Annotated in this window: 14 protein-coding genes; 9 read left to right on the forward strand and 5 right to left on the reverse strand. The window is 72.3% G+C overall.

Features of this window, described 5'->3' with window-relative positions; all coding sequences use genetic code 11:
* Positions 1–8 precede the first annotated feature (8 nt).
* Complete coding sequence (locus ACGF3H_RS03270) at positions 9–791, reverse strand: TSUP family transporter (RefSeq protein WP_362488630.1); 783 nt, start codon at positions 789–791, stop codon at positions 9–11.
* Between the two features lie 347 nt (positions 792–1138).
* Between ACGF3H_RS03270 and ACGF3H_RS03275 the strand changes: the two genes are divergently transcribed.
* The 6 genes from ACGF3H_RS03275 to ACGF3H_RS03300 all read left to right on the forward strand — a co-directional run bounded on the left by ACGF3H_RS03275 (position 1139) and on the right by ACGF3H_RS03300 (position 8127).
* Complete coding sequence (locus ACGF3H_RS03275) at positions 1139–2356, forward strand: FAD-dependent oxidoreductase (protein ID WP_362488632.1); 1218 nt, start codon at positions 1139–1141, stop codon at positions 2354–2356.
* Positions 2356–4965 (forward strand): nitrite reductase large subunit NirB, encoded by a 2610-nt coding sequence (gene nirB / locus ACGF3H_RS03280; protein WP_362488634.1) that lies wholly within the window; start codon positions 2356–2358, stop codon positions 4963–4965. Before ACGF3H_RS03275 ends, nirB begins: the two co-directional genes overlap by 1 nt.
* Entirely contained in the window at positions 4962–5342 is a 381-nt protein-coding gene (gene nirD, locus ACGF3H_RS03285; RefSeq protein WP_362488636.1) for a nitrite reductase small subunit NirD, read from the forward strand. The genes nirB and nirD overlap by 4 nt, the downstream gene beginning before the upstream one ends.
* A gap of 46 nt (positions 5343–5388) precedes the next feature.
* Positions 5389–5973 (forward strand): helix-turn-helix domain-containing protein, encoded by a 585-nt coding sequence (locus tag ACGF3H_RS03290; protein ID WP_362488638.1) that lies wholly within the window; start codon positions 5389–5391, stop codon positions 5971–5973.
* Between the two features lie 73 nt (positions 5974–6046).
* The gene (locus ACGF3H_RS03295; RefSeq protein WP_362488640.1) at positions 6047–6814 is read left to right on the forward strand and encodes a glucose 1-dehydrogenase; all 768 of its coding nucleotides are present in this window, start codon (positions 6047–6049) and stop codon (positions 6812–6814) included.
* 158 nt (positions 6815–6972) lie between these two features.
* Entirely contained in the window at positions 6973–8127 is a 1155-nt protein-coding gene (locus tag ACGF3H_RS03300; protein WP_362488642.1) for an alkaline phosphatase PhoX, read from the forward strand.
* A gap of 3 nt (positions 8128–8130) precedes the next feature.
* Here ACGF3H_RS03300 and ACGF3H_RS03305 read toward each other — a convergent pair whose 3' ends face one another.
* Positions 8131–9063, reverse strand: a complete 933-nt coding sequence (locus ACGF3H_RS03305) for an oxidoreductase (RefSeq protein WP_362488644.1) — start codon at positions 9061–9063, stop codon at positions 8131–8133.
* A 186-nt stretch (positions 9064–9249) separates the two neighbouring features.
* Between ACGF3H_RS03305 and ACGF3H_RS03310 the strand changes: the two genes are divergently transcribed.
* Positions 9250–9720 carry an excalibur calcium-binding domain-containing protein gene (locus tag ACGF3H_RS03310; RefSeq protein WP_362488646.1) on the forward strand — a complete coding sequence of 157 codons (471 nt, stop codon included), beginning with the start codon at positions 9250–9252 and terminating at the stop codon, positions 9718–9720.
* Positions 9721–9735: 15 nt separating this feature from the next.
* On the opposite strand, the gene ACGF3H_RS03315 is transcribed toward ACGF3H_RS03310, so the two are convergent.
* Complete coding sequence (locus ACGF3H_RS03315) at positions 9736–10938, reverse strand: acyltransferase (RefSeq protein WP_362488648.1); 1203 nt, start codon at positions 10936–10938, stop codon at positions 9736–9738.
* Between the two features lie 280 nt (positions 10939–11218).
* On the reverse strand, positions 11219–13939 hold the full coding sequence (gene ppdK, locus ACGF3H_RS03320) for a pyruvate, phosphate dikinase (protein ID WP_362488650.1): 2721 nt from the start codon (positions 13937–13939) through the stop codon (positions 11219–11221).
* Positions 13940–14490: 551 nt separating this feature from the next.
* Here ppdK and ACGF3H_RS03325 point away from each other — a divergent pair.
* Complete coding sequence (locus ACGF3H_RS03325) at positions 14491–16362, forward strand: CDP-alcohol phosphatidyltransferase (protein ID WP_393816448.1); 1872 nt, start codon at positions 14491–14493, stop codon at positions 16360–16362.
* A 31-nt stretch (positions 16363–16393) separates the two neighbouring features.
* Here ACGF3H_RS03325 and dusB read toward each other — a convergent pair whose 3' ends face one another.
* Complete coding sequence (gene dusB / locus ACGF3H_RS03330) at positions 16394–17560, reverse strand: tRNA dihydrouridine synthase DusB (RefSeq protein WP_362488652.1); 1167 nt, start codon at positions 17558–17560, stop codon at positions 16394–16396.
* A 105-nt stretch (positions 17561–17665) separates the two neighbouring features.
* Here dusB and ACGF3H_RS03335 point away from each other — a divergent pair, with 105 nt between their 5' ends.
* On the forward strand, positions 17666–19105 hold the full coding sequence (locus ACGF3H_RS03335) for an MFS transporter (protein ID WP_362488653.1): 1440 nt from the start codon (positions 17666–17668) through the stop codon (positions 19103–19105).
* Positions 19106–19314: the final 209 nt, after the last annotated feature.

Consider the following 19314-nt stretch of genomic DNA (forward strand, 5'->3'; position numbering starts at 1 on the left):
CCTGGGGACTAGGCCAGCCACTGCTCGTACGCCAGGTTCGCCACCAGGGCGAAGACGACCGTCAGCAGAACGACGCGGACGAAGCCGCTGCCCTTCTTGAGCGCCGTGTGCGCGCCGAACATGCCGCCGGCGAGGTTGAAGACGGCCATCAGGGCGGCGAGCTGCCACAGCACCGCGCCCTGCCAGGCGAAGGTGGCGAGGGCGCCCGCGTTGGTGCAGCAGTTGACGATCTTGGCGGTGGCGGAGGCCGTCACCAGGTCCAGGTGCAGGACGGCGGTGAGCGCCAGGACCAGGAAGGTGCCGGTGCCGGGGCCGATCAGGCCGTCGTAGAAGCCGATGCCGAGACCCGCGAGGCCGATCGCGGCGAGGACCTGGCGGCGGGTGGCCGGGCCCGGCGCCGGTGCGGTGCCGAAGGCGGGGCGCAGGATCACGAAGGCCGCGACGGCGAGCAGCACCACCATGATCACCGGTTTCAGCACCTCGGTGCTCATCCCGGCGGCGAAGAAGGCCCCTCCGGAGGACCCCGCGAGGGCGGCCAGGCCGATGCGTACGGCCGTGCGGACGTCCACGGGCGCCTTGCGGGCGTAGGTCACCGCCGCGCCCGTGGTGCCGACGATGGCGACCGCCTTGTTGGTGCCGAGGGCCTGCGCGGCCGGGGTCCCGGCGGGCAGCCCGAGCAGCAGGGCCGGCAGCAGCAGGAGGCCGCCGCCGCCGACCACGGCGTCGATCCAACCGGCCGCGAAGGCGGCGAGGCACAGCAGGACGACCGTGGTCAGCGATATGTCGGGCATGATCGCGACCCTATGGACGAGATGGTTGTGCCGTCCATCGAGATGAGGGACTTCTGAGGTTCGCGGCGGGCCCCGCATCCCCGCCGGGCCCTGCCCGGCCGCCCCGCCTGGACAGGCCCGACGTCCCCGGCCGCCCCACCCGGACGGACCCGGCACCCCGGCCGCCCCGCCTGGACAGGCCCGACACCCCCGGCCGCCCCGCCCAGACAGGCCCGACACCCCCGGCCGCCCCGCCCGGAGGGTGCCGTGGCCCTCACACCCCTCGCCCGCCCCCGCTGAGGGCAGCGTTCCCCGTGGGAAACAGAGGAGATGCCGTCGGGTAACACCCGCACCGCACGCTCGTTGCCATGACCTCGAATGCGCGTGTGGTGGTGATCGGCGCCGGGCTCGCGGGTGTGACGCTCGCCCGGCGGCTCGGTGAGCTCGGCACGCCCGCACTGCTGGTCGGCGACGAGGAGCACCGCCCGTACAACCGGGTGCTGCTCGCCGAGGTGCTGGCCGGACGGTTCGGCCCCGAGGTGACCGCCCTGCCGGCGCCCGCGGAGCTGACCCGCGCCCGCGTCACCGGCATCGACCGGGCCGGGCGGACGGTGCGCTGCGCCGACGGCTCGGTGATCGCGTACGGCACGCTGGTCCTCGCCACCGGCTCCAACGCCGTGCTCCCGCCGCTGCGCGGTCTGTTCACCCCGGACCGCGAGCTGCCCGAGGGCGTGCACGCCTTCCGCACCATGGACGACTGCCTCGGCCTGTCCAAGGCGGTGCGGCCGGGGGTGCGGGCGGTCGTCGTCGGCGGCGGGCTGCTCGGTGTCTCCGCCGCCCGCGCGCTGGCCGTGCGCGGCGCACAGGTCGTCCTCGCCCAGCAGTCCGAGCGGCTGATGGAACGCCAGCTCGACCCGGCCGCCTCCGCGCTCGTCCGGCGCCACCTGGAGGACCTCGGCGTCGAGGTGCACACCGAGTGCCGGGTACGGGACGTGCGGTCGGTCGGCGGGGCGGTGCGGTCGGTCGAGATGGCCGACGGATACGCCCTCGGCGCCGACCTGGTCGTCCTCGCCTGCGGGGTGCGCCCCCGGACCGGGCTCGCGCGGGCGGCGGGCCTGGAGGTCGCCAGGGGCGTGGTCGTCGACGACGAGCTGCGCACCTCCGACCCGCGGATCCGTGCCGTCGGCGACTGCGCGGAGCACGCGGGCACGGTGTACGGGCTGGCCGCGCCCGCCCTCGAACAGGCCGGCGCGCTGGCCGCCCTGCTGGCCGGTGACCGCGCCGCCCGCTACACCGGCACCCGGTCCCTGACCCGGCTCACCCTCACCGGGCCGGACAGCCCCTTCGACCTCGCCGCGTTCGGCGAGACCGACCCCCGCCCCGGCGACGACGTCGTGCAGCTCGCCGACGCCACCCGCGGCACCTACCGCAAGGTCGTCGTCCGCGACGACCGGCTGGTGGGCGGGGTCCTGGTCGGCGAACTCGGCACCGTCGGCGCGCTGGCGCGCGCCTGGGAGGGAGCAGAGCCGCTCCCCTCCGCCGGCGGCCCCCTGCTCCACCTGCTCACCAACGACGGAGGCTCCTGATGACCGCCACCCCGGGGCCCACCCCCACCATCGTGCTCGTCGGCCACGGCATGGTCGGCCAGCGCTTCCTCGAGGCGCTCGCCGAGCGCGGACTGACCGCCACGCACCGCGTCGTCGTGCTGTGCGAGGAGCCGCGCCCGGCCTACGACCGCGTCCAGCTGACCTCGTACTTCTCGGGGAAGACCCCCGAGGACCTGTCGATGACCGACCCGGCCTTCGTCGCCGAGCACGGCATCGAGCTGCACGTCGGCGACCCGGCCGAGACGATCGACCGCGAGGCCCGCCGGGTGACCGCCCGCTCGGGGCTGAGCGTCGGCTACGACGTCCTGGTGCTGGCGACCGGCTCCTACCCCTTCGTCCCGCCGGTCCCCGGCAAGGACGCCGAGGGCTGCTTCGTCTACCGCACGATCGAGGACCTCCTCGCCATCGAGGAGTACGCGAGGAACGCGACGACCGGCGCGGTCGTCGGCGGCGGGCTGCTCGGCCTGGAGGCGGCCGGCGCGCTCAAGGGACTGGGCCTCACCTCGCACATCGTGGAGTTCGCGCCGCGCCTGATGCCGGTGCAGGTCGACGAGGGCGGCGGTGCCGCGCTGCTGCGCACCATCGAGGAGATGGGCCTGTCCGTCCACACGGGCGTCGGCACGCAGGAGATCGTGACCGGCGACGACGGCGCCGTCACCGGCATGAAGCTGTCCGACGGCTCCGAACTCGCCACCGACCTGGTGGTGTTCAGCGCCGGTGTCCGCCCCCGCGACCAGCTGGCCCGCGACTGCGGGCTCGCGGTCGGCGAGCGCGGCGGCATCAGCGTCGACGAGCAGTGCCGCACCGTCACCGATCCGCACGTGTTCGCGATCGGCGAGTGCGCGCTGGCCGCCGACGGCCGGGTGTACGGCCTGGTGGCCCCCGGGTACGAGCAGGCCGAGACGGCCGCCGCGACCATCGCCCGCGACGAGGCGGCGTTCACGGGCGCCGACCTGTCCACCAAGCTGAAGCTGCTCGGCGTGGACGTGGCGTCCTTCGGCGACGCGCACGGCACCGCCGAGGACTGCCTGGACGTCGTCTACTCCGACTCCCGTGCCGGGCTGTACAAGAAGCTGGTCGTCGGCCGCGACGGCACCCTGCTCGGCGGCATCCTGGTGGGCGACGCGGAGGCCTACGGCACGCTGCGCGCCTTCACCGGCTCGGTCCCGCCCGTCTCTCCCGAGTCCCTGGTGCTGCCCGCCGGCGCCGGCGCCCCGGACCGGCTGGGGCCGTCCGCGCTGCCCGACGACGCGGTGATCTGCTCCTGCCACAACGTCACCAAGGGCACCATCCGCGGCGCGGTGACGGAGCACTCCTGCACGACCGTGCCCGAGGTGAAGAAGTGCACCAGGGCCGGCACCGGCTGCGGCTCCTGCGTCAAGGTGCTCGGCCAGCTCGTCACCGCCGAGCTGGAGGCGAGCGGCGTCGAGGTCGACAAGGGCCTGTGCGGCTGCTTCGCGCAGACCCGCGAGGAGCTGTACGAGATCGTCCGCGCCCTGCGGATCACCTCCTACCAGGAGCTCCTCGACCGGCACGGCCGCGAGGGCGCCCGGGGCGGCGACGGCTGCGAGGTCTGCAAGCCGGCGGTCGGCTCGATCATCGCCTCCCTCGCCCCGGCGATCGGCGCGAGCGGTTACGTCCTGGAGGGCGAGCAGGCGGCCCTGCAGGACACCAACGACCACTTCCTGGCCAACCTCCAGAGGAACGGCTCGTACTCGGTGGTGCCGCGCATCCCCGGCGGCGAGATCGCCCCGGAGAAGCTCATCGTCATCGGCGAGATCGCCCGCGACTTCGGGCTCTACACGAAGATCACCGGTGGTCAGCGCATCGACATGTTCGGTGCCCGCGTGGAGCAGCTCCCGGTGATCTGGGCGCGGCTGGTGGACGCCGGCTTCGAGTCGGGGCACGCGTACGGGAAGTCGCTGCGCACCGTGAAGTCCTGCGTGGGGCAGACCTGGTGCCGCTACGGCGTCCAGGACTCGGTGCGCATGGCGATCGACCTGGAGCTGCGCTACCGGGGGCTCAGGTCCCCGCACAAGCTCAAGTCGGCGGTCTCGGGCTGCGCCCGCGAGTGCGCGGAGGCCCAGTCGAAGGACTTCGGCGTGATCGCCACGTCCAACGGCTGGAACCTGTACGTCGGCGGCAACGGCGGCGCCACCCCGCGCCACGCGGATCTGCTGGCGCAGGACCTCTCCGACGCCGAACTGGTCCGCCTGATCGACCGGTTCCTGATGTTCTACATCCGCACCGCCGACAAGCTGGAGCGCACCTCCACCTGGCTGGAGCGCATCCCCGGCGGCCTGGACCACGTCCGGGACGTGGTGGTGCACGACTCGCTCGGCATCTGCGACGAGCTGGAGTCCCTGATGCGGGCGCACGTGTCCCACTACCGCGACGAGTGGGCCGAGACGATCAACGACCCCGAGAAGCTGGCCCGGTTCGTGTCCTTCGTCAACGCGCCGGACACGCCCGACCCGGTCGTGGGCTTCGTGCCCGAACGCGACCAGATGAAGCCCGACCTGCCGCTGCTGGCCATCGGCAGGCGGCGCACCGAGGAAGACGTCCTGGAAGGAAGCACCCGGCGATGACCCTGGCACCCCAGACCGTGTCCCCCCGGACCCTCTCGCCCGACACGGCCGGCCCGCAGGTCCGACTGAGGCTGACGGACGACTGGTTCGCGGCCTGCGACCTCGGCGCCCTGCTCCCGGGCCGCGGCGTGGCGGCCCTGCTGCCGGACGGCGGGCAGGTGGCCCTGTTCCGCGACCGCCGCGGCGAGCTGTACGCCATCGACAACCGCGACCCCTTCACCGGCGCGGCCGTCCTCTCCCGCGGCCTGACCGGCAGCCACGCGGGCCGCCCCTTCGTCGCCTCCCCGCTGCTCAAGCAGCGCTTCGACCTCGCGACCGGGCAGTGCCTGGACGACGAGACGGTGCGGGTGGCGACGTACGAGGTGAAGGCCGCCTGAGCGGTTTTCTTGACCGATCGTTCTAGTCGAGCCTAGGCTGCGGCCCATGGCCAGGACCAAGGAGTTCGACCCGGACGCCGCACTGCGGGCAGCCCTGGAGCTGTTCTGGCGGCGCGGCTACGAGGCCACGTCGATGTCCGACCTCGTGGAGCACCTCGGCGTCGGGCGCGCCAGCATCTACGCGACCTTCGGCAACAAGCGTGAGCTGTACCTGAAGGCGCTGGAGCGCTACGAGCAGGGGCTGCTGCCGGACCTGCTGGCGGACCTGGCCCGGCCGGGCCCCGCCCTGCCGGGCGTGCGGTCCCTGGTGCGGCGCTACGCCACCGAGTCGGCCGCCGAGGACCTGCGGGGGCGCGGCTGCTTCGTCACCAACACGGCCGCCGAACTGGCCCCGCACGACCCGGTCGCCGCGCGGCGGGTCGAGGACAACTGGGACCAGCTCGAAACGGTGCTGCACTCGTCGCTCGCCCGCGCCCGGGACCAGGGCGAACTGCCCGCCGGCCGCGATCCGCTCACCCTGGCCCGCATGCTGCTCGTACTGCTCCAGGGCATGCGGGTGGTCGGCAAGGCGTCGGCGGACCCCGCGCGGGTGCGGGACGCGGCGGAACAGGCACTGGCACTGCTCGACTGAGACACCCCTCCGCCGGAGGGGTGTCTTTCCCGCCCTCATAATGAACCGTTCGGTCAAGAAAAAGGGGAGATTCATGACCACCCAGCGCTTCACCGGCAGGACCGCCCTTGTCACCGGCGCGGGCTCCGGCATCGGACGCGCCGTCGCCCTCGCCTTCGCCCGGGAGGGCGCGCACGTCGTCGTCGCCGGGCGCCGGCGGGAGCCGCTCGACGAGACGGTGGCCCTGATCGAGGAGGCGGGCGGCAAGGCGCTGGCGGTCACCGCCGACGTGTCCCGGGCCGCCGACGTACAGGCCGTCGTGGACGCGGCCGTGGACCGTTTCGGCTCGCTGGACGTGGCCGTCAACAACGCGGGTGTCTTCCGCGGCGGGGCCCCGCTGGCCGACCTGACCGAGGAGGACTGGCAGGCGCAGCTCGGCATCAACGTCACCGGCGTGTTCCACGCCCTCCGGGCGGAGGTCCGCCGGATGCGCACCCAGCCGGCCGGCGGGGCGATCGTGAACATCGCCTCGACCTTCGGCCTGCACAAGCGCAGCCCGGGCGCCACCGCCTACGCCGCCACCAAGGCGGCGGTCTCGGTGCTCACGCGGGGCGCCGCCCTGGACCACATCGCCGACGGCGTCCGCATCAACGCCGTCAGCCCGGGCGCCACGGCGACCACCATGTCCCTGCGGCCGGGCGAGACGGAGGCGGGGCGGGCGGAGCGCATGCGGGCCGAGACGCCGCTCGGCCGGGTCTCGTCGGTCGAGGAGGTCACCGCGGCCGTGCTGTACCTGGCGTCGGACGACGCGTCGTCCGTGGTGGGCACCGACCTGGTCGTGGACGGCGGCCAGACCGCCTGAGCCGTTGCCCGGGCGGTGCCCGTCCGCCCGGGGTACGGGGCGCCGTCCAGGCGTCACGAGTTGTCCATGGACCGTCAACCCGGCTGCCCTAGGGTCCGTGACCGCACGCTCCCGCCGCCGGCCGGCGGCGGGAGAGGTCATGACACCCGGAGGCAGCAGTGGATCGTCGTACCCTCCTGCGCACGGCCGTCGTCGGCGGCTCGGCCGTCCTCGGCGGAACCCTGTGGCGCGGTGCCGCGTACGCCGCGCCCGCCCAGCCCGGCGGCGGGCCCTACGGAGCGCTCGGCTCACCCGACGCCAACGGCATCCGCCTGCCCGCCGGCTTCACCAGCAGGGTGATCGCCCGTTCCGGCCAGAAGGTCGCCGGCACCTCGTACACCTGGCACAGCGCTCCGGACGGCGGCGCCTGCTACGCGGACGGCTCCGGCTGGATCTACGTCTCCAACTCGGAGATCAACCCCTCCGGGGGCGCGAGCGCCGTGCGGTTCTCGTCCACCGGCGCGATCACCTCGGCGTACCGCGTGCTCTCCGGCACCCGGCAGAACTGCGCGGGCGGCCGGACCCCGTGGAACACCTGGCTGTCCTGCGAGGAGGTGGACCGCGGCTACGTCTACGAGACCGACCCCTGGGGCGTGAAGGCCGCGGTGCGGCGGGACGCCATGGGCCGCTTCAAGCACGAGGCGGCGGCGGCCGACCCGGCCCGGGGGGTCGTGTACCTGACGGAGGACGTCACCGACGGCTGTTTCTACCGCTTCCGCCCGACGACCTGGGGCGATCTGTCCTCCGGCACGCTGGAGGTGCTGGTCGCGGGGGCGGCCACCAGCGGCCCGGTGACGTGGGCGCGGGTCCCCGACCCGTCCGGCGCCACGGCCACCCGGAACCAGGTCTCCGGCGCGAAGCGCTTCAACGGCGGCGAGGGCTGCTACTACGCGGACGACACCTGCTGGTTCACCACCAAGGGCGACAACCGCGTCTGGCAGTACGACGCGTCCGCCCAGACCATCGAACTGGCCTACGACGACTCCATGGTGACGTCCGGCACGGCACCGCTGACCGGTGTCGACAACGTCACCGGCAGTTCCTCCGGTGACCTGTTCGTGGCGGAGGACGGCGGCAACATGGAGATCTGCGTGATCACGCCGGACGACGTGATCGCCCCCTTCCTGCGGGTCGACGGCCAGTCGGGCTCGGAGATCACCGGCCCGGCGTTCTCCCCCGACGGCACGCGGCTGTACTTCTCCAGCCAGCGGGGCACGAGCGGGAGTTCGTCCGGCGGGATCACCTACGAGGTACGCGGGCCGTTCCGGGCCTAGGGCTCAGGCCCGCAGCGCCTCGTAGGTGACCCCCGTCAGCCGCTCGGAGGCGGCCCACAGCCGCTCCCCCATCGCGTCGTCGCGTGTCCGGGGCGCCCGCCAGGACGGTGCGGGCGCTCCGCGCCACAGGGCGAAGGCCGGGCCGGTGAAGGAGTCGGGGGCCACGGCGGGTGCGGTGGCCGCGTACAGGACGGGCAGCGCACCCGCCTCGGCGGGCTGGGCGACGACCCGGTTGGCGAGGTGCATCAGGTGCTCGGCGAACCGCCGCCCCTCGGCACGCGGCCCGGCGGTCTGGAGGTTGGTCTCCGCGTACCCGGGGTGGGCGGCGGCGGCCGTGACGGCCGGCCCGCCGGCCGGCGCCGCCAGCCGGCGCGCCAGTTCGTGCGTGAAGAGCAGGTTGGCGGACTTGGAGCGGGCGTAGGCCGTCCACCGCCCGTAGCGCCGTACGTTGTTGAGGTCGCGCGGATCGACGTCGGCCAGCGCGTGCATCATGCTGGAGACGGTGACGATCCGCGCGTCCGGAGCGGCGAGCAGCGCCGGCAGCAGCAGGCCGGTCAGGGCGAAGTGCCCCAGGTGGTTGACGCCGAAGTGCGTCTCGAACCCGTCCGCCGTCGTGCCGTAGGGCAGGGCCATCACCCCGGCGTTGTTGACCAGCAGGTCGACCCGCCCGTACGGCAGTGCGCTCACGAACTTGCGCACGGAGGCCAGGTCGCCGAGGTCGAGCCGGGCCAGTTCCACGTCGGCGCCCGGCACCTCGCCGGTCAGCCGTTCCAGGGCCGCCGCGCCCCGCGCCTCGCTGCGGCACGCGAGCACGACCCGCGCCCCCTTGCGCGCCAGCTCCCGCGCGACCACGTATCCGAGTCCGCTGTTGGCCCCGGTGACGACGGCGGTCCTTCCGTCCTGAGCGGGGACGTCGCGCACACTCCAGCCGGTCATCCACGACTCCTTCCCGATCTCCCGGACCCCACCTCACCGTACGCGCCGCGAGGCCGGGTGCGGAGAGTTACCTTCCGGTCACGTCACGTTCCCGTCACGGCTCCTCCATATCGCCGCCGCACTCGCGTCACGTGACTACCTTCGGCACCTCGACCCAGCCGTTCCACACCATTCCCGGGACACGCGATGAACCTCCTCCGCAAGCCGGCCGCCGTGACCGTCGCCGCACTGGCCCTGGCCGCCCTGCCGGCCGTCGCCGAGGCGCACGACGGCACCCATCCCTTCAAGAACTGCACCGAGGCCTACGCCGCCGGGTACTCCGACATCCAGAAGGGCGACGAGCACTACGGCGCCCACCTGGACCGGGACAAGGACGGCGTCGGCTGCGACAAGCCGCCCGCGGACTTCGTCCCCGCCGACGGCAAGGACACCGGCGCCGGGAAGGACACGGACTCGGGCACGGGCGCCGTCGACGGCTCCGGGAAGGCCGGCGGGAAGGCCGGCGACCGGGCCGCCGGTCAGCAGGGCACCGACCTGGCCGAGACCGGCGGCGACGACAGCACCCCGTACCTCGCGGCGGGCGGCGCCGTCGTCGTGCTCGCCGGCGGCGGCCTGCTCCTGGCGGCCCGCAGGCGCCGGGACACCGGCACCCGCTGACCCGCCTCCGCTCGCTCAGCGGCGTGGCTTCGGCGGTTCCAGACTGAACGCTGCGCTGCTCAGCAGCCGCCGCATGGCCAGCGCGATCGGGCGTTCCACGAACCGCTGGACGACGTACGACAGCAGGATCAGGCCGGCCACGCTGACTCCGACCAGGAGCCGGGGATCGACCCGGTCGGCGAAGTGATGGGCGACGGACATGCCGATGACGTCGTGCAGCAGGTAGAGCGGGAAGGTCAGCGTCCCCAGGACGGTCAGTCCCCGCCAGCGGATCCTGCTGGTCCAGCCGAGTGCTATCACCGCGATCAGCAGGAAGAACACCGTGATGACCAGGACCAGCCAGCCGCGCCACGGCGCCCAGGTCTCCCAGTTGTTGCGGCCCCCGCGCGGCGTCAGCAGGAAGTGCAGCGCCAGCAGCCACGACATGGCGACGATGCCCCACAGCAGCGGCGTCGGCCGGTAGCGGTACATGAGGTAGAAGGCCATGCCCGCGATGAAGAACGGCGCGGACGTCGGGTTGACCATCAGGGTGAGCAGCGGGATGTGGGCGCTGGGCGCCAGCACCGCGGCGACCGTCCACATCCCGCAGAAGATGACCACGCGCTGATAGGTGAGCCCCTTCCACACCACCACCACGAAGGTGAGGTAGAAGCAGAGCTCCGGCCAGAGCGTCCAGTAGACCGAGTCGAGGTTGGCCACGCCGAGCGGGGTCTGCAGCATCGTCAGGTTGGCGAACAGCACCCGTGGGTTGGGGTGCCCGAACGGGGTGTCGAAGAGATAGACGACGCTCGCCGACACCGCGATCGCCACCCAGTACATGGGGTACAGACGGGTCACACGGGAGATGAAGAAGTCGCGTGGCGTGCGCCCCCAGGCGCTCATGCAGATGACGAAGCCACTGATCAGGAAGAACAGGTCGACGCCGAGCCGCCCGAAGGCGAAGTAGCGGTGCGCGTCGGGGAAGAGCTCCTGATACGGGCGGCCCCAGACGGCGATCATGGCCCCGTGGGTCTGGCCCACGAAGTGGAAGAGCACCACCGCGAGGGCCGCCAGGAACCGCAGCCCGTCCAGCGCGGCGAGCCGGTTGCCGCGGACGACCGGTCCGGCCGGGACCTCCACGCGCGCCCCGGCAGCGGGCGGCGCTTCGGGCGCCGTCACCCCACCGTCGTCACCCTCCGAGGCCTTGTCGACCGGCCTTGCCTGTTCCGTCTGGGACATCCGTCCACCATTTCCGGCGTCGTGTTTCCTACTGTCGTGGGCGTAGGACCATCGTGCAGATGACCACCAAGTGAACCCGATGGTTGTGGTGCGTCTTTGAAAGATGCGTCACACCCCGCACACAGCCGCCGCACAACGGACAGCGGACGCGCGAAAACCCGAAGGGCGGCACCCCCGCACAAGGGTGCCGCCCTTTCTCGTGAGCCGGAGCCGCCGCCGATCGGTGAGGGTGGTCGGGTGACAGACGGCGGCTCCGGGGTCTTGCGTGCCCCGCGTGGGATCAGCGGTGGTCGCTGCCCTTCGAGGTGACCGCCGCACGGCCGGCCTCCAGGCGGGCGACCGGGATGCGGAACGGGGAGCAGGAGACGTAGTCCAGACCCACCTCGTGGAAGAAGTGGACCGACTCCGGGTCGCCGCCGTGCTCACCGCAGACGCCGAGCTTCAGGTCGGGACGCGTGGCGCGGCCGGCCTTGGCGGCGGAGGCTACCAGCGAGCCCACGCCGTCCTTGTCGATCGTCTCGAACGGGGAGACGCCGAAGATGCCCTTCTCCAGGTAGGCCGTGAAGAAGCTGGCCTCGACGTCGTCGCGGCTGAAGCCCCACACGGTCTGCGTCAGGTCGTTGGTGCCGAAGGAGAAGAACTCCGCGGCCTCGGCGATCTGACCGGCGGTCAGCGCGGCCCTGGGCAGCTCGATCATGGTGCCGATCGACAGCTTGAGCTTCGCGCCGGTGGCCGCCTCGACCTCGGCGATGACCTGATCGGCCTCGTCGCGGACGAGCTCCAGCTCCTGGACGGTGCCGACCAGCGGGATCATGATCTCGGCGCGCGGGTCGCCCTTGGCCGCCTTGCGCTCGGCCGCGGCCTCGGCGATCGCCCGGACCTGCATGGTGAACAGGCCGGGGATGACCAGGCCGAGGCGGACGCCGCGCAGACCCAGCATCGGGTTCTGCTCGTGCAGGCGGTGCACGGCCTGGAGCAGGCGCAGCTCGTTCTCGTGCGGCTCCTGACGGGACTCGGCGAGCGCGACGCGGACCGACAGCTCGGTGATGTCGGGCAGGAACTCGTGCAGCGGCGGGTCGAGCAGGCGGACGGTGACCGGGAGGCCGTCCATCGACTCGAAGAGCTGGACGAAGTCCTGCTTCTGGAGCGGCAGCAGCTCCTTCAGGGACTCCTCGCGCTCGGCCTCCGTGTCGGCCAGGATCAGCCGCTCGACCAGCTCGCGCCGGTCGCCGAGGAACATGTGCTCGGTGCGGCACAGGCCGATGCCCTGGGCGCCGAAGCGGCGGGCGCGCAGCGCGTCCTCGGCGTTGTCGGCGTTGGCGCGCACGCGCAGCCGGCGCTTGCGGTCGGCGAAGGCCATCATGCGGTGCACGGCCTCGACCAGCTCGTCGGCGTCGTCGGCGCCCGGGTGCATGCGGCCCTCGAAGTACTCCACGACCGGGGACGGGACGACCGGGACCTCGCCCAGGTAGACCTTGCCGGAGGAGCCGTCGATCGAGATCACGTCGCCCTCCTCGACGACGTGCCCGCCCGGCACGGTCATCCGACGGCGCTTGGTGTCGACCTCCAGCTCCTCGGCGCCGCAGACACAGGTCTTGCCCATGCCGCGCGCCACGACGGCCGCGTGGGAGGTCTTGCCGCCGCGCGAGGTGAGGATGCCCTCGGCGGCGATCATGCCGTCCAGGTCGTCGGGGTTGGTCTCGCGGCGGACGAGGATGACCTTCTCACCGGAGCGGGACCACTTGACGGCGGTGTAGGAGTCGAAGACGGCCTTGCCGACCGCCGCGCCCGGGGAGGCCGCGATGCCCCGGCCGACCTTCTCGACCCGGGCGCTCTCGTCGAAGCGGGGGAACATCAGCTGGGCGAGCTGGGCACCGTTGACGCGGCTGAGCGCCTCGGCCTCGTCGATCAGACCCTGGTCCACCAGCTGGGTGGCGATGCGGAAGGCCGCGCCCGCGGTGCGCTTGCCGACGCGGGTCTGGAGCATCCACAGCTGGCCGCGCTCGATCGTGAACTCGATGTCGCACAGGTCCAGGTAGTGGTTCTCCAGCGTCTCCATGATCTGCATCAGCTGGTCGTACGACTTCTTGTCGATCTGCTCCAGCTCCGCGAGCGGCACGGTGTTGCGGATGCCCGCGACCACGTCCTCGCCCTGGGCGTTCTGGAGGTAGTCGCCGTAGACGCCCTGGTGGCCGGAGGCGGGGTCGCGGGTGAAGGCGACGCCGGTGCCGGAGTCCGGGCCGAGGTTGCCGAAGACCATGGAGCAGACGTTCACGGCGGTGCCGAGGTCGTGCGGGATGCGCTCCTGGCGGCGGTAGAGCTTGGCGCGGTCGCCGTTCCAGGAGTCGAAGACCGCCTTGATGGCGAGGTCCATCTGCTCGCGCGGGTCCTGCGGGAAGTCCCGGCCGGCCTCCTTCTTGACGATCTTCTTGAAGGCGGTGACCAGCTTCTTCAGGTCGGCGGCCTCCAGGTCGGTGTCGACCGTGACCTTCTTGGCCTCCTTGGCCTTCTCCAGCGCGTCCTCGAAGAGGTCGCCGTCGACGCCGAGGACGGTCTTGCCGAACATCTGGATGAGGCGGCGGTAGGAGTCCCACGCGAAGCGGTCGTCGCCGGCCTGCTTGGCCAGGCCCTGCACCGACTTGTCGGAGAGACCGATGTTGAGGACGGTGTCCATCATGCCGGGCATGGAGAACTTGGCCCCGGAGCGGACCGACACGAGGAGGGGGTCGTCGGCCTGGCCGAGCTTCTTGCCCATCTTCGCCTCGAGGGCGTCGAGGTGCGCACTCACCTCGTCACGCAGTGCCGCCGGCTCCTCGCCACTGTCGAGGTAGGTCTTGCAGGCCTCGGTGGTGATGGTGAAGCCGGGAGGAACCGGGAGGCCCAGGTTGGTCATCTCGGCGAGGTTGGCACCCTTGCCGCCGAGAAGGTCCTTGAGGTCCTTGTTGCCCTCGGTGAAGTCGTAGACGAACTTCGTTACGTGGGGATCTTTGTTTTCCGACACGGGTCTCGACTCCTCGAAGACGCGGTGGCTGCCCTGACGGCGAGGAATCTACCCAGATCAAAGGCACCTGGGTACGTCCACTTGCGCGTCATGCGCCTGTAACCACTCGTCCGCCAGCGGATCGAAAGTCAAAGCTTGGCAAGCGACGGGGGCGCCGTGTTTTCACTTCTTGAACTCAAGCGGTCTCCGCACCGCCCTAATGCGCTCACATGAGCGGGATTCGGGACAAGTGAGTTCGATCGATGAACGATCATCACCTGGCACTCAGTGCCACTGTTTGAGGAAGTGGACTCGCCCAAGATCCGCTCATCTGAGCACCGCCTTTATCAGAGGTGGCGAGAATCACGCTGCCACAGCTCGCCGGATTTCACCATGCGGACGCGTTCCGGGGCGCGTTCGGACGTGACGGGAGACGTGACCGGAGACGTGACCGGAGACGTGATCGCACCAGGCTGAACGCACTCCGCGCACGGGACGTACGACAGTGCGGCGGACCCGGACCCCCACGCCGGGTCCGCCGTCCACCGGGTTCCACAGGGAAGGACCTTCGGGTGCCTGTCTTCACGCGCTTCCGCCGGCCACCGCACACGGCCGCCGACGCCGACGCCGACACCGGCCTCACGGGAACGGAGACGGCGACGGAGACGGCGCCCGGGGCCGCCACCGAGCCGGGCCCCGAGCCACCTCCCCGCGAGCCCGCTCCGCGACCCACCGCCCCGGCGGCCGGACCCGCGCCCCGCCCCTTCACGGCCCGCGTCGCCCACTGGCGTGCCTGGCGGACCCGTCACCCCGTCCCCGCGCGCGTCCTGCGCCGGACCACCACGGCCCTGGCCGCCGCCCTGGTCCTCACCGCGCTGCTGCTGCCGAACACGTACATCGCCCTGGAACCGAACCGCTTCACGCAGATCCCGGCCGAGGCGATCGTCGGCGCCGCCGTCCTGCTCGGCCTGCCGCGCCGGCCCCGGCGGGTCGTGGCCGTGCTCTACGGCGGCGGTCTCGGCGTCCTGACCCTGCTGAACCTGCTGGACATGGGCTTCGGCGAGTACCTGGGCCGGGGCTTCAACGTCGTGCTCGACTGGGGACTGCTCGACGACGCGCGCAGCTACGTCGAGGACTCGCTGGGCGGGACGGTCGCGACCCTCGCCGCGCTCGGCGCCGTCGCCCTCGCGCTGCTGCTGCTGGTGTCCCTGGCCCTGGCTGCGGTCCGGCTGGGCGACGTGCTGGCCGGGCACCGGGAGCGGGCGATGCGCGGGGTGCTGGCCGCCGGCACCGTGTGGATCACCTGCTCGATCCTCGGCCTGCACGCCTTCGGCATGCCGCTCGCCTCGGGCCGGGCCGCGTACGCCCTCAGGGCGCAGACCGAACGGGTGGTGGACACGGTGCGGGACGAGGCGGCCTTCGCCGAGGAGGCGAAGGCCGACGCCTTCGGTGCCACGCCCGGCGGGCAGCTGGTGCCGGACCTGCGCGGCAAGGACATGATCTTCGCCTTCATCGAGAGCTACGGCCGCAGCGCCGTCGAGGACCCGGTGATGGCCCCCGGCGTGGACCGGACGCTCGACGCGAGCACGAAGGCGCTGGCCGCGGCGGGCTACCGGGCGAAGAGCGGCTGGCTGACCTCCCCGACGTACGGCGCCGGAAGCTGGCTGGGCCACTCCACCTTCGTGTCCGGCCTGTGGGTGGACAACCAGCAGCGCTACCGCACGGTGACGTCGGGCGAGCACCGCACGCTGACCGGGATGTTCGGCGAGACGGGGGCCTGGGACACGGTCGGCATCATGCCCGGCGTGCAGAAGGCCTGGCCGGAGGCCCGGTTCCACGGGCTGGACAAGGTCTACGACGCCTACGGGCTCGGGTACGAGGGCCCGAAGTTCAGCTGGTCGACCATGCCGGACCAGTACGCGCTCGAGGCCTTCCAGCGGCTGGAGCACGGCAGGAAGCGCGACAGGCCGCTGATGGCCGAGATCATCCTGACCTCCAGCCACCAGCCGTGGGCGCCGATCCCGCGGATGGTCGGCTGGGACGAGCTCGGCGACGGTTCGGTGTTCGACGGCATCGAGGCGGCGGGCGAGAAGTCCGCGGACGTCATCGCCGACTCCCACAGGTCCCGCGAGGAGTACGGCAAGTCGATCCAGTACTCGGTCACCTGCCTCACCCAGTGGCTGGAGCGCTACGGCACCGACGACACCGTCCTGGTCTTCCTCGGCGACCACCAGCCGATCGCCCGGGTCAGCGGCACCGGGGCGAGCCGGGACGTGCCCGTCTCGATCGTCGCGAAGGACCCGAAGGTGCTCGACGCGATCGACGACTGGAACTGGACCGACGGCCTCCGGCCCGCCCACGACGCCCCGGTGTGGAGGATGAGCTCCTTCCGCGACCGCTTCCTGACGGCGTACGGCTCGACCCCGCATCCGTCCGAGGGGTGAACGCGGCGGGTCGGAGGGGATCCGCCGCCGGTCAGCCGCCGGAGGTGTCCAGCTCCGCTTCCTCGCCGACGCCCGCGCAGTCGTACGGGTCCTTCAGCCAGCCGTCCGGCAGGACGACCCGGTTGTTGCCGGAGGTGCGGCCGCGGGGGCCGTCGGCGCCGGTGGGCCAGGGCTGGTCGAGGTCGAGCTCGTCGAGCCCGGCGCGCAGCTCCTGGAGCGAGGAGGTGATCGCGAGGCGCTTGCGCATCTCGGAGCCGACGGCGAAGCCCTTGAGGTACCAGGCGACGTGCTTGCGGAAGTCGATCACGCCGCGGGCCTCGTCGCCGATCCACTCGCCCAGCAGGGTGGCGTGCCGGACCATCACGTCGGCGACCTCGCGCAGGGTGGGCCGCACGAAGGCGTCCGTACGCCCCTCGAAGGCGGCGACCAGGTCGGCGAACAGCCACGGCCGGCCGAGGCACCCGCGCCCGACCACGACACCGTCGCAGCCGGTCTCGCGGACCATGCGCAGCGCGTCCTCGGCGGACCAGATGTCGCCGTTGCCGAGCACCGGGATCTCCGGGACGTGCTCCTTCAGCCGGGCGATGGCCTCCCAGTCGGCGGTCCCGCCGTAGTGCTGGGCGGTGGTGCGGCCGTGCAGGGCGACGGCGGTCACGCCCTCCTCGACGGCGATGCGGCCGGCGTCGAGGTAGGTCAGGTGGTCGTCGTCGATGCCCTTGCGCATCTTGATGGTGACGGGCAGGTCACCGGCGCCGCTGACGGCCTCGCGCAGGATCGAGCGGAGCAGGTTGCGCTTGTACGGGAGGGCCGAGCCGCCGCCCTTGCGGGTGACCTTGGGCACCGGGCAGCCGAAGTTCAGGTCGATGTGGTCGGCGAGGTCCTCCTCCGCGATCATGCGGACGGCCTTGCCGACGGTCGCGGGGTCGACGCCGTACAGCTGGATCGAGCGCGGGGTCTCGGTCGCGTCGAAGTGGATCAGCTGCATGGTCTTCTCGTTGCGCTCGACCAGCGCCCGGGTCGTGATCATCTCGCTCACGAACAGGCCCTTGCCGCCGCTGAACTCCCGGCACAGGGTGCGGAAGGGCGCGTTGGTGATCCCGGCCATCGGCGCCAGCACCACGGGCGGTGCGGCGGTGTGCGGGCCGATCTGCAACGACGGGTTCGCGGTGGCGGGGGCGGGCGCGGTGGGCGTGGACATTCCTCCATTGTCCCGCACGCGCGACCGTGCTCGGCGTCCCCGTCCGCACAATCGTGTACTGGTCATTAGTTAACCGCACTATCGAAGCGGGCTACCATGGATCCCATGCCCGAGCTCACCCACCGCCGACGTCTGCTCGTGCTCGCCATCTGCTGCATGAGCCTGCTGATCGTGAGCATCGACAACACGATCCTGAACGTCGCCCTGCCCTCGATGCAGCGTGATCTGCACGCGAGCACGTCGGGGCTCCAGTGGGCGATCGACGCGTACACGCTGGTGCTGGCCGCGCTGCTGATGCTCGCGGGCTCCACGGCCGACCGGATCGGCCGCAAAAAGGTCTTCATGACGGGCCTCGTGGTCTTCACCGCCGGCTCGCTGCTGTGCTCGCTGGCACCCGACCTGTCCTCGCTGGTGGTGTTCCGCACGGTGCAGGCGGTGGGCGGTTCGATGCTCAATCCGGTCGCCATGTCGATCATCACCAACACCTTCACCGACGCGCGCGAGCGCGCCCGCGCGATCGGCGTGTGGGGCGCGGTCGTCGGCATCTCGATGGCCGCCGGTCCCCTGGTGGGCGGGCTGCTGGTGGAGTCGGTCGGCTGGCGCTCGATCTTCTGGGTCAACCTGCCGGTGGGGCTCGCCGCGCTGCTGCTCACCCTGCGCTTCGTGCCCGAGTCCCGCGCCCCCAGGGCCCGCCGGCCCGACCCGCTGGGCCAGCTGATGGTGATCGTGCTGTTCGGCTCCCTCACCTACGCGATCATCGAGGCCCCGAGCGCCGGGTTCCTGTCCGTACTCCCCTACGCCGTGCTGGCGCTGGCCGCGCTGCTCGGACTGCTGCGCTACGAACCGCGCCGCGCCGAGCCTCTCATCGACCTGCGCTTCTTCCGGTCGGTGCCGTTCAGCGGGGCCACCGTCACGGCGGTCTGCGCCTTCGCCGCGCTGGGCGGCTTCCTGTTCCTCTCCACGCTGTACCTGCAGAACGTGCGCGGGCTGAGCGCCCTGCACGCCGGGCTGTGGATGCTGCCCATGGCCGTCCCGACGTTCCTGTGCGCCCCGCTGTCCGGGCGGCTGGTCGGCAGCCGGGGGCCGCGGTTGCCCCTGCTGATCGCGGGCGGCGCGCTGACGGTGAGCGGGGTCCTGTTCGCCGCCTTCGAGGCCGAGACGTCCGACGTCACCCTCTTCATCGGGTACGTCCTGTTCGGCGTCGGCTTCGGCTTCGTCAACGCGCCCATCACCAACACGGCCGTCTCCGGCATGCCGCGCGCCCAGGCGGGGGTGGCCGCGGCCGTCGCCTCCACCAGCCGCCAGCTGGGCCAGACCCTGGGCGTCGCGGTGATCGGCGCGGTGCTGGCGGCGGGCGTGGGCACGTCGTCGTACCGTTCCGCGTTCGTCTCCGCCGCCCGCCCCGGCTGGTGGATCCTGGCCGCCTGCGGCCTGGCGGTCCTCGTCCTCGGCGCCGTGACCACCGGCCGCTGGGCCCACCACACAGCAGAACTGACCGCCGAGCGCCTGAAGTCACCGGAAGTCAAAGAGGCAGCACACGCTTGACACCCCGAGAGACACGGGGAACCACACGCCCCTGAGGGGCGCGGGGAACTGCGCGCCCAGCCCCCACCCACCCGCACCCGACACACCACCGGACCGCCCCCTACCCAGAGCCACCCGACCGCCACCCCTCCCCAAGCCCCACCACACGCCCCTCAGGGGCGCGGGGAACTGCGCGGAGAGCCCCCACCCACCCGCACCCAAAAACCACC

Origin of the sequence: Streptomyces sp. NPDC048185, from assembly GCF_043202495.1 — a bacterium.
Taxonomy (GTDB): Bacteria; Actinomycetota; Actinomycetes; order Streptomycetales; family Streptomycetaceae; genus Streptomyces.

Bases quoted from the DNA above. Each gene is read 5' to 3' on its own strand.
- ACGF3H_RS03270 (WP_362488630.1), bottom strand. From the start codon at position 791: ATGCCCGACATATCGCTGACCACGGTCGTCCTGCTGTGCCTCGCCGCC.
- ACGF3H_RS03275 (WP_362488632.1), top strand. From the start codon at position 1,139: ATGACCTCGAATGCGCGTGTGGTGGTGATCGGCGCCGGGCTCGCGGGT.
- nirB (WP_362488634.1), top strand. From the start codon at position 2,356: ATGACCGCCACCCCGGGGCCCACCCCCACCATCGTGCTCGTCGGCCAC.
- nirD (WP_362488636.1), top strand. From the start codon at position 4,962: ATGACCCTGGCACCCCAGACCGTGTCCCCCCGGACCCTCTCGCCCGAC.
- ACGF3H_RS03290 (WP_362488638.1), top strand. From the start codon at position 5,389: ATGGCCAGGACCAAGGAGTTCGACCCGGACGCCGCACTGCGGGCAGCC.
- ACGF3H_RS03295 (WP_362488640.1), top strand. From the start codon at position 6,047: ATGACCACCCAGCGCTTCACCGGCAGGACCGCCCTTGTCACCGGCGCG.
- ACGF3H_RS03305 (WP_362488644.1), bottom strand. From the start codon at position 9,063: ATGACCGGCTGGAGTGTGCGCGACGTCCCCGCTCAGGACGGAAGGACC.
- ACGF3H_RS03310 (WP_362488646.1), top strand. From the start codon at position 9,250: ATGAACCTCCTCCGCAAGCCGGCCGCCGTGACCGTCGCCGCACTGGCC.
- ACGF3H_RS03315 (WP_362488648.1), bottom strand. From the start codon at position 10,938: ATGTCCCAGACGGAACAGGCAAGGCCGGTCGACAAGGCCTCGGAGGGT.
- dusB (WP_362488652.1), bottom strand. From the start codon at position 17,560: ATGTCCACGCCCACCGCGCCCGCCCCCGCCACCGCGAACCCGTCGTTG.
- ACGF3H_RS03335 (WP_362488653.1), top strand. From the start codon at position 17,666: ATGCCCGAGCTCACCCACCGCCGACGTCTGCTCGTGCTCGCCATCTGC.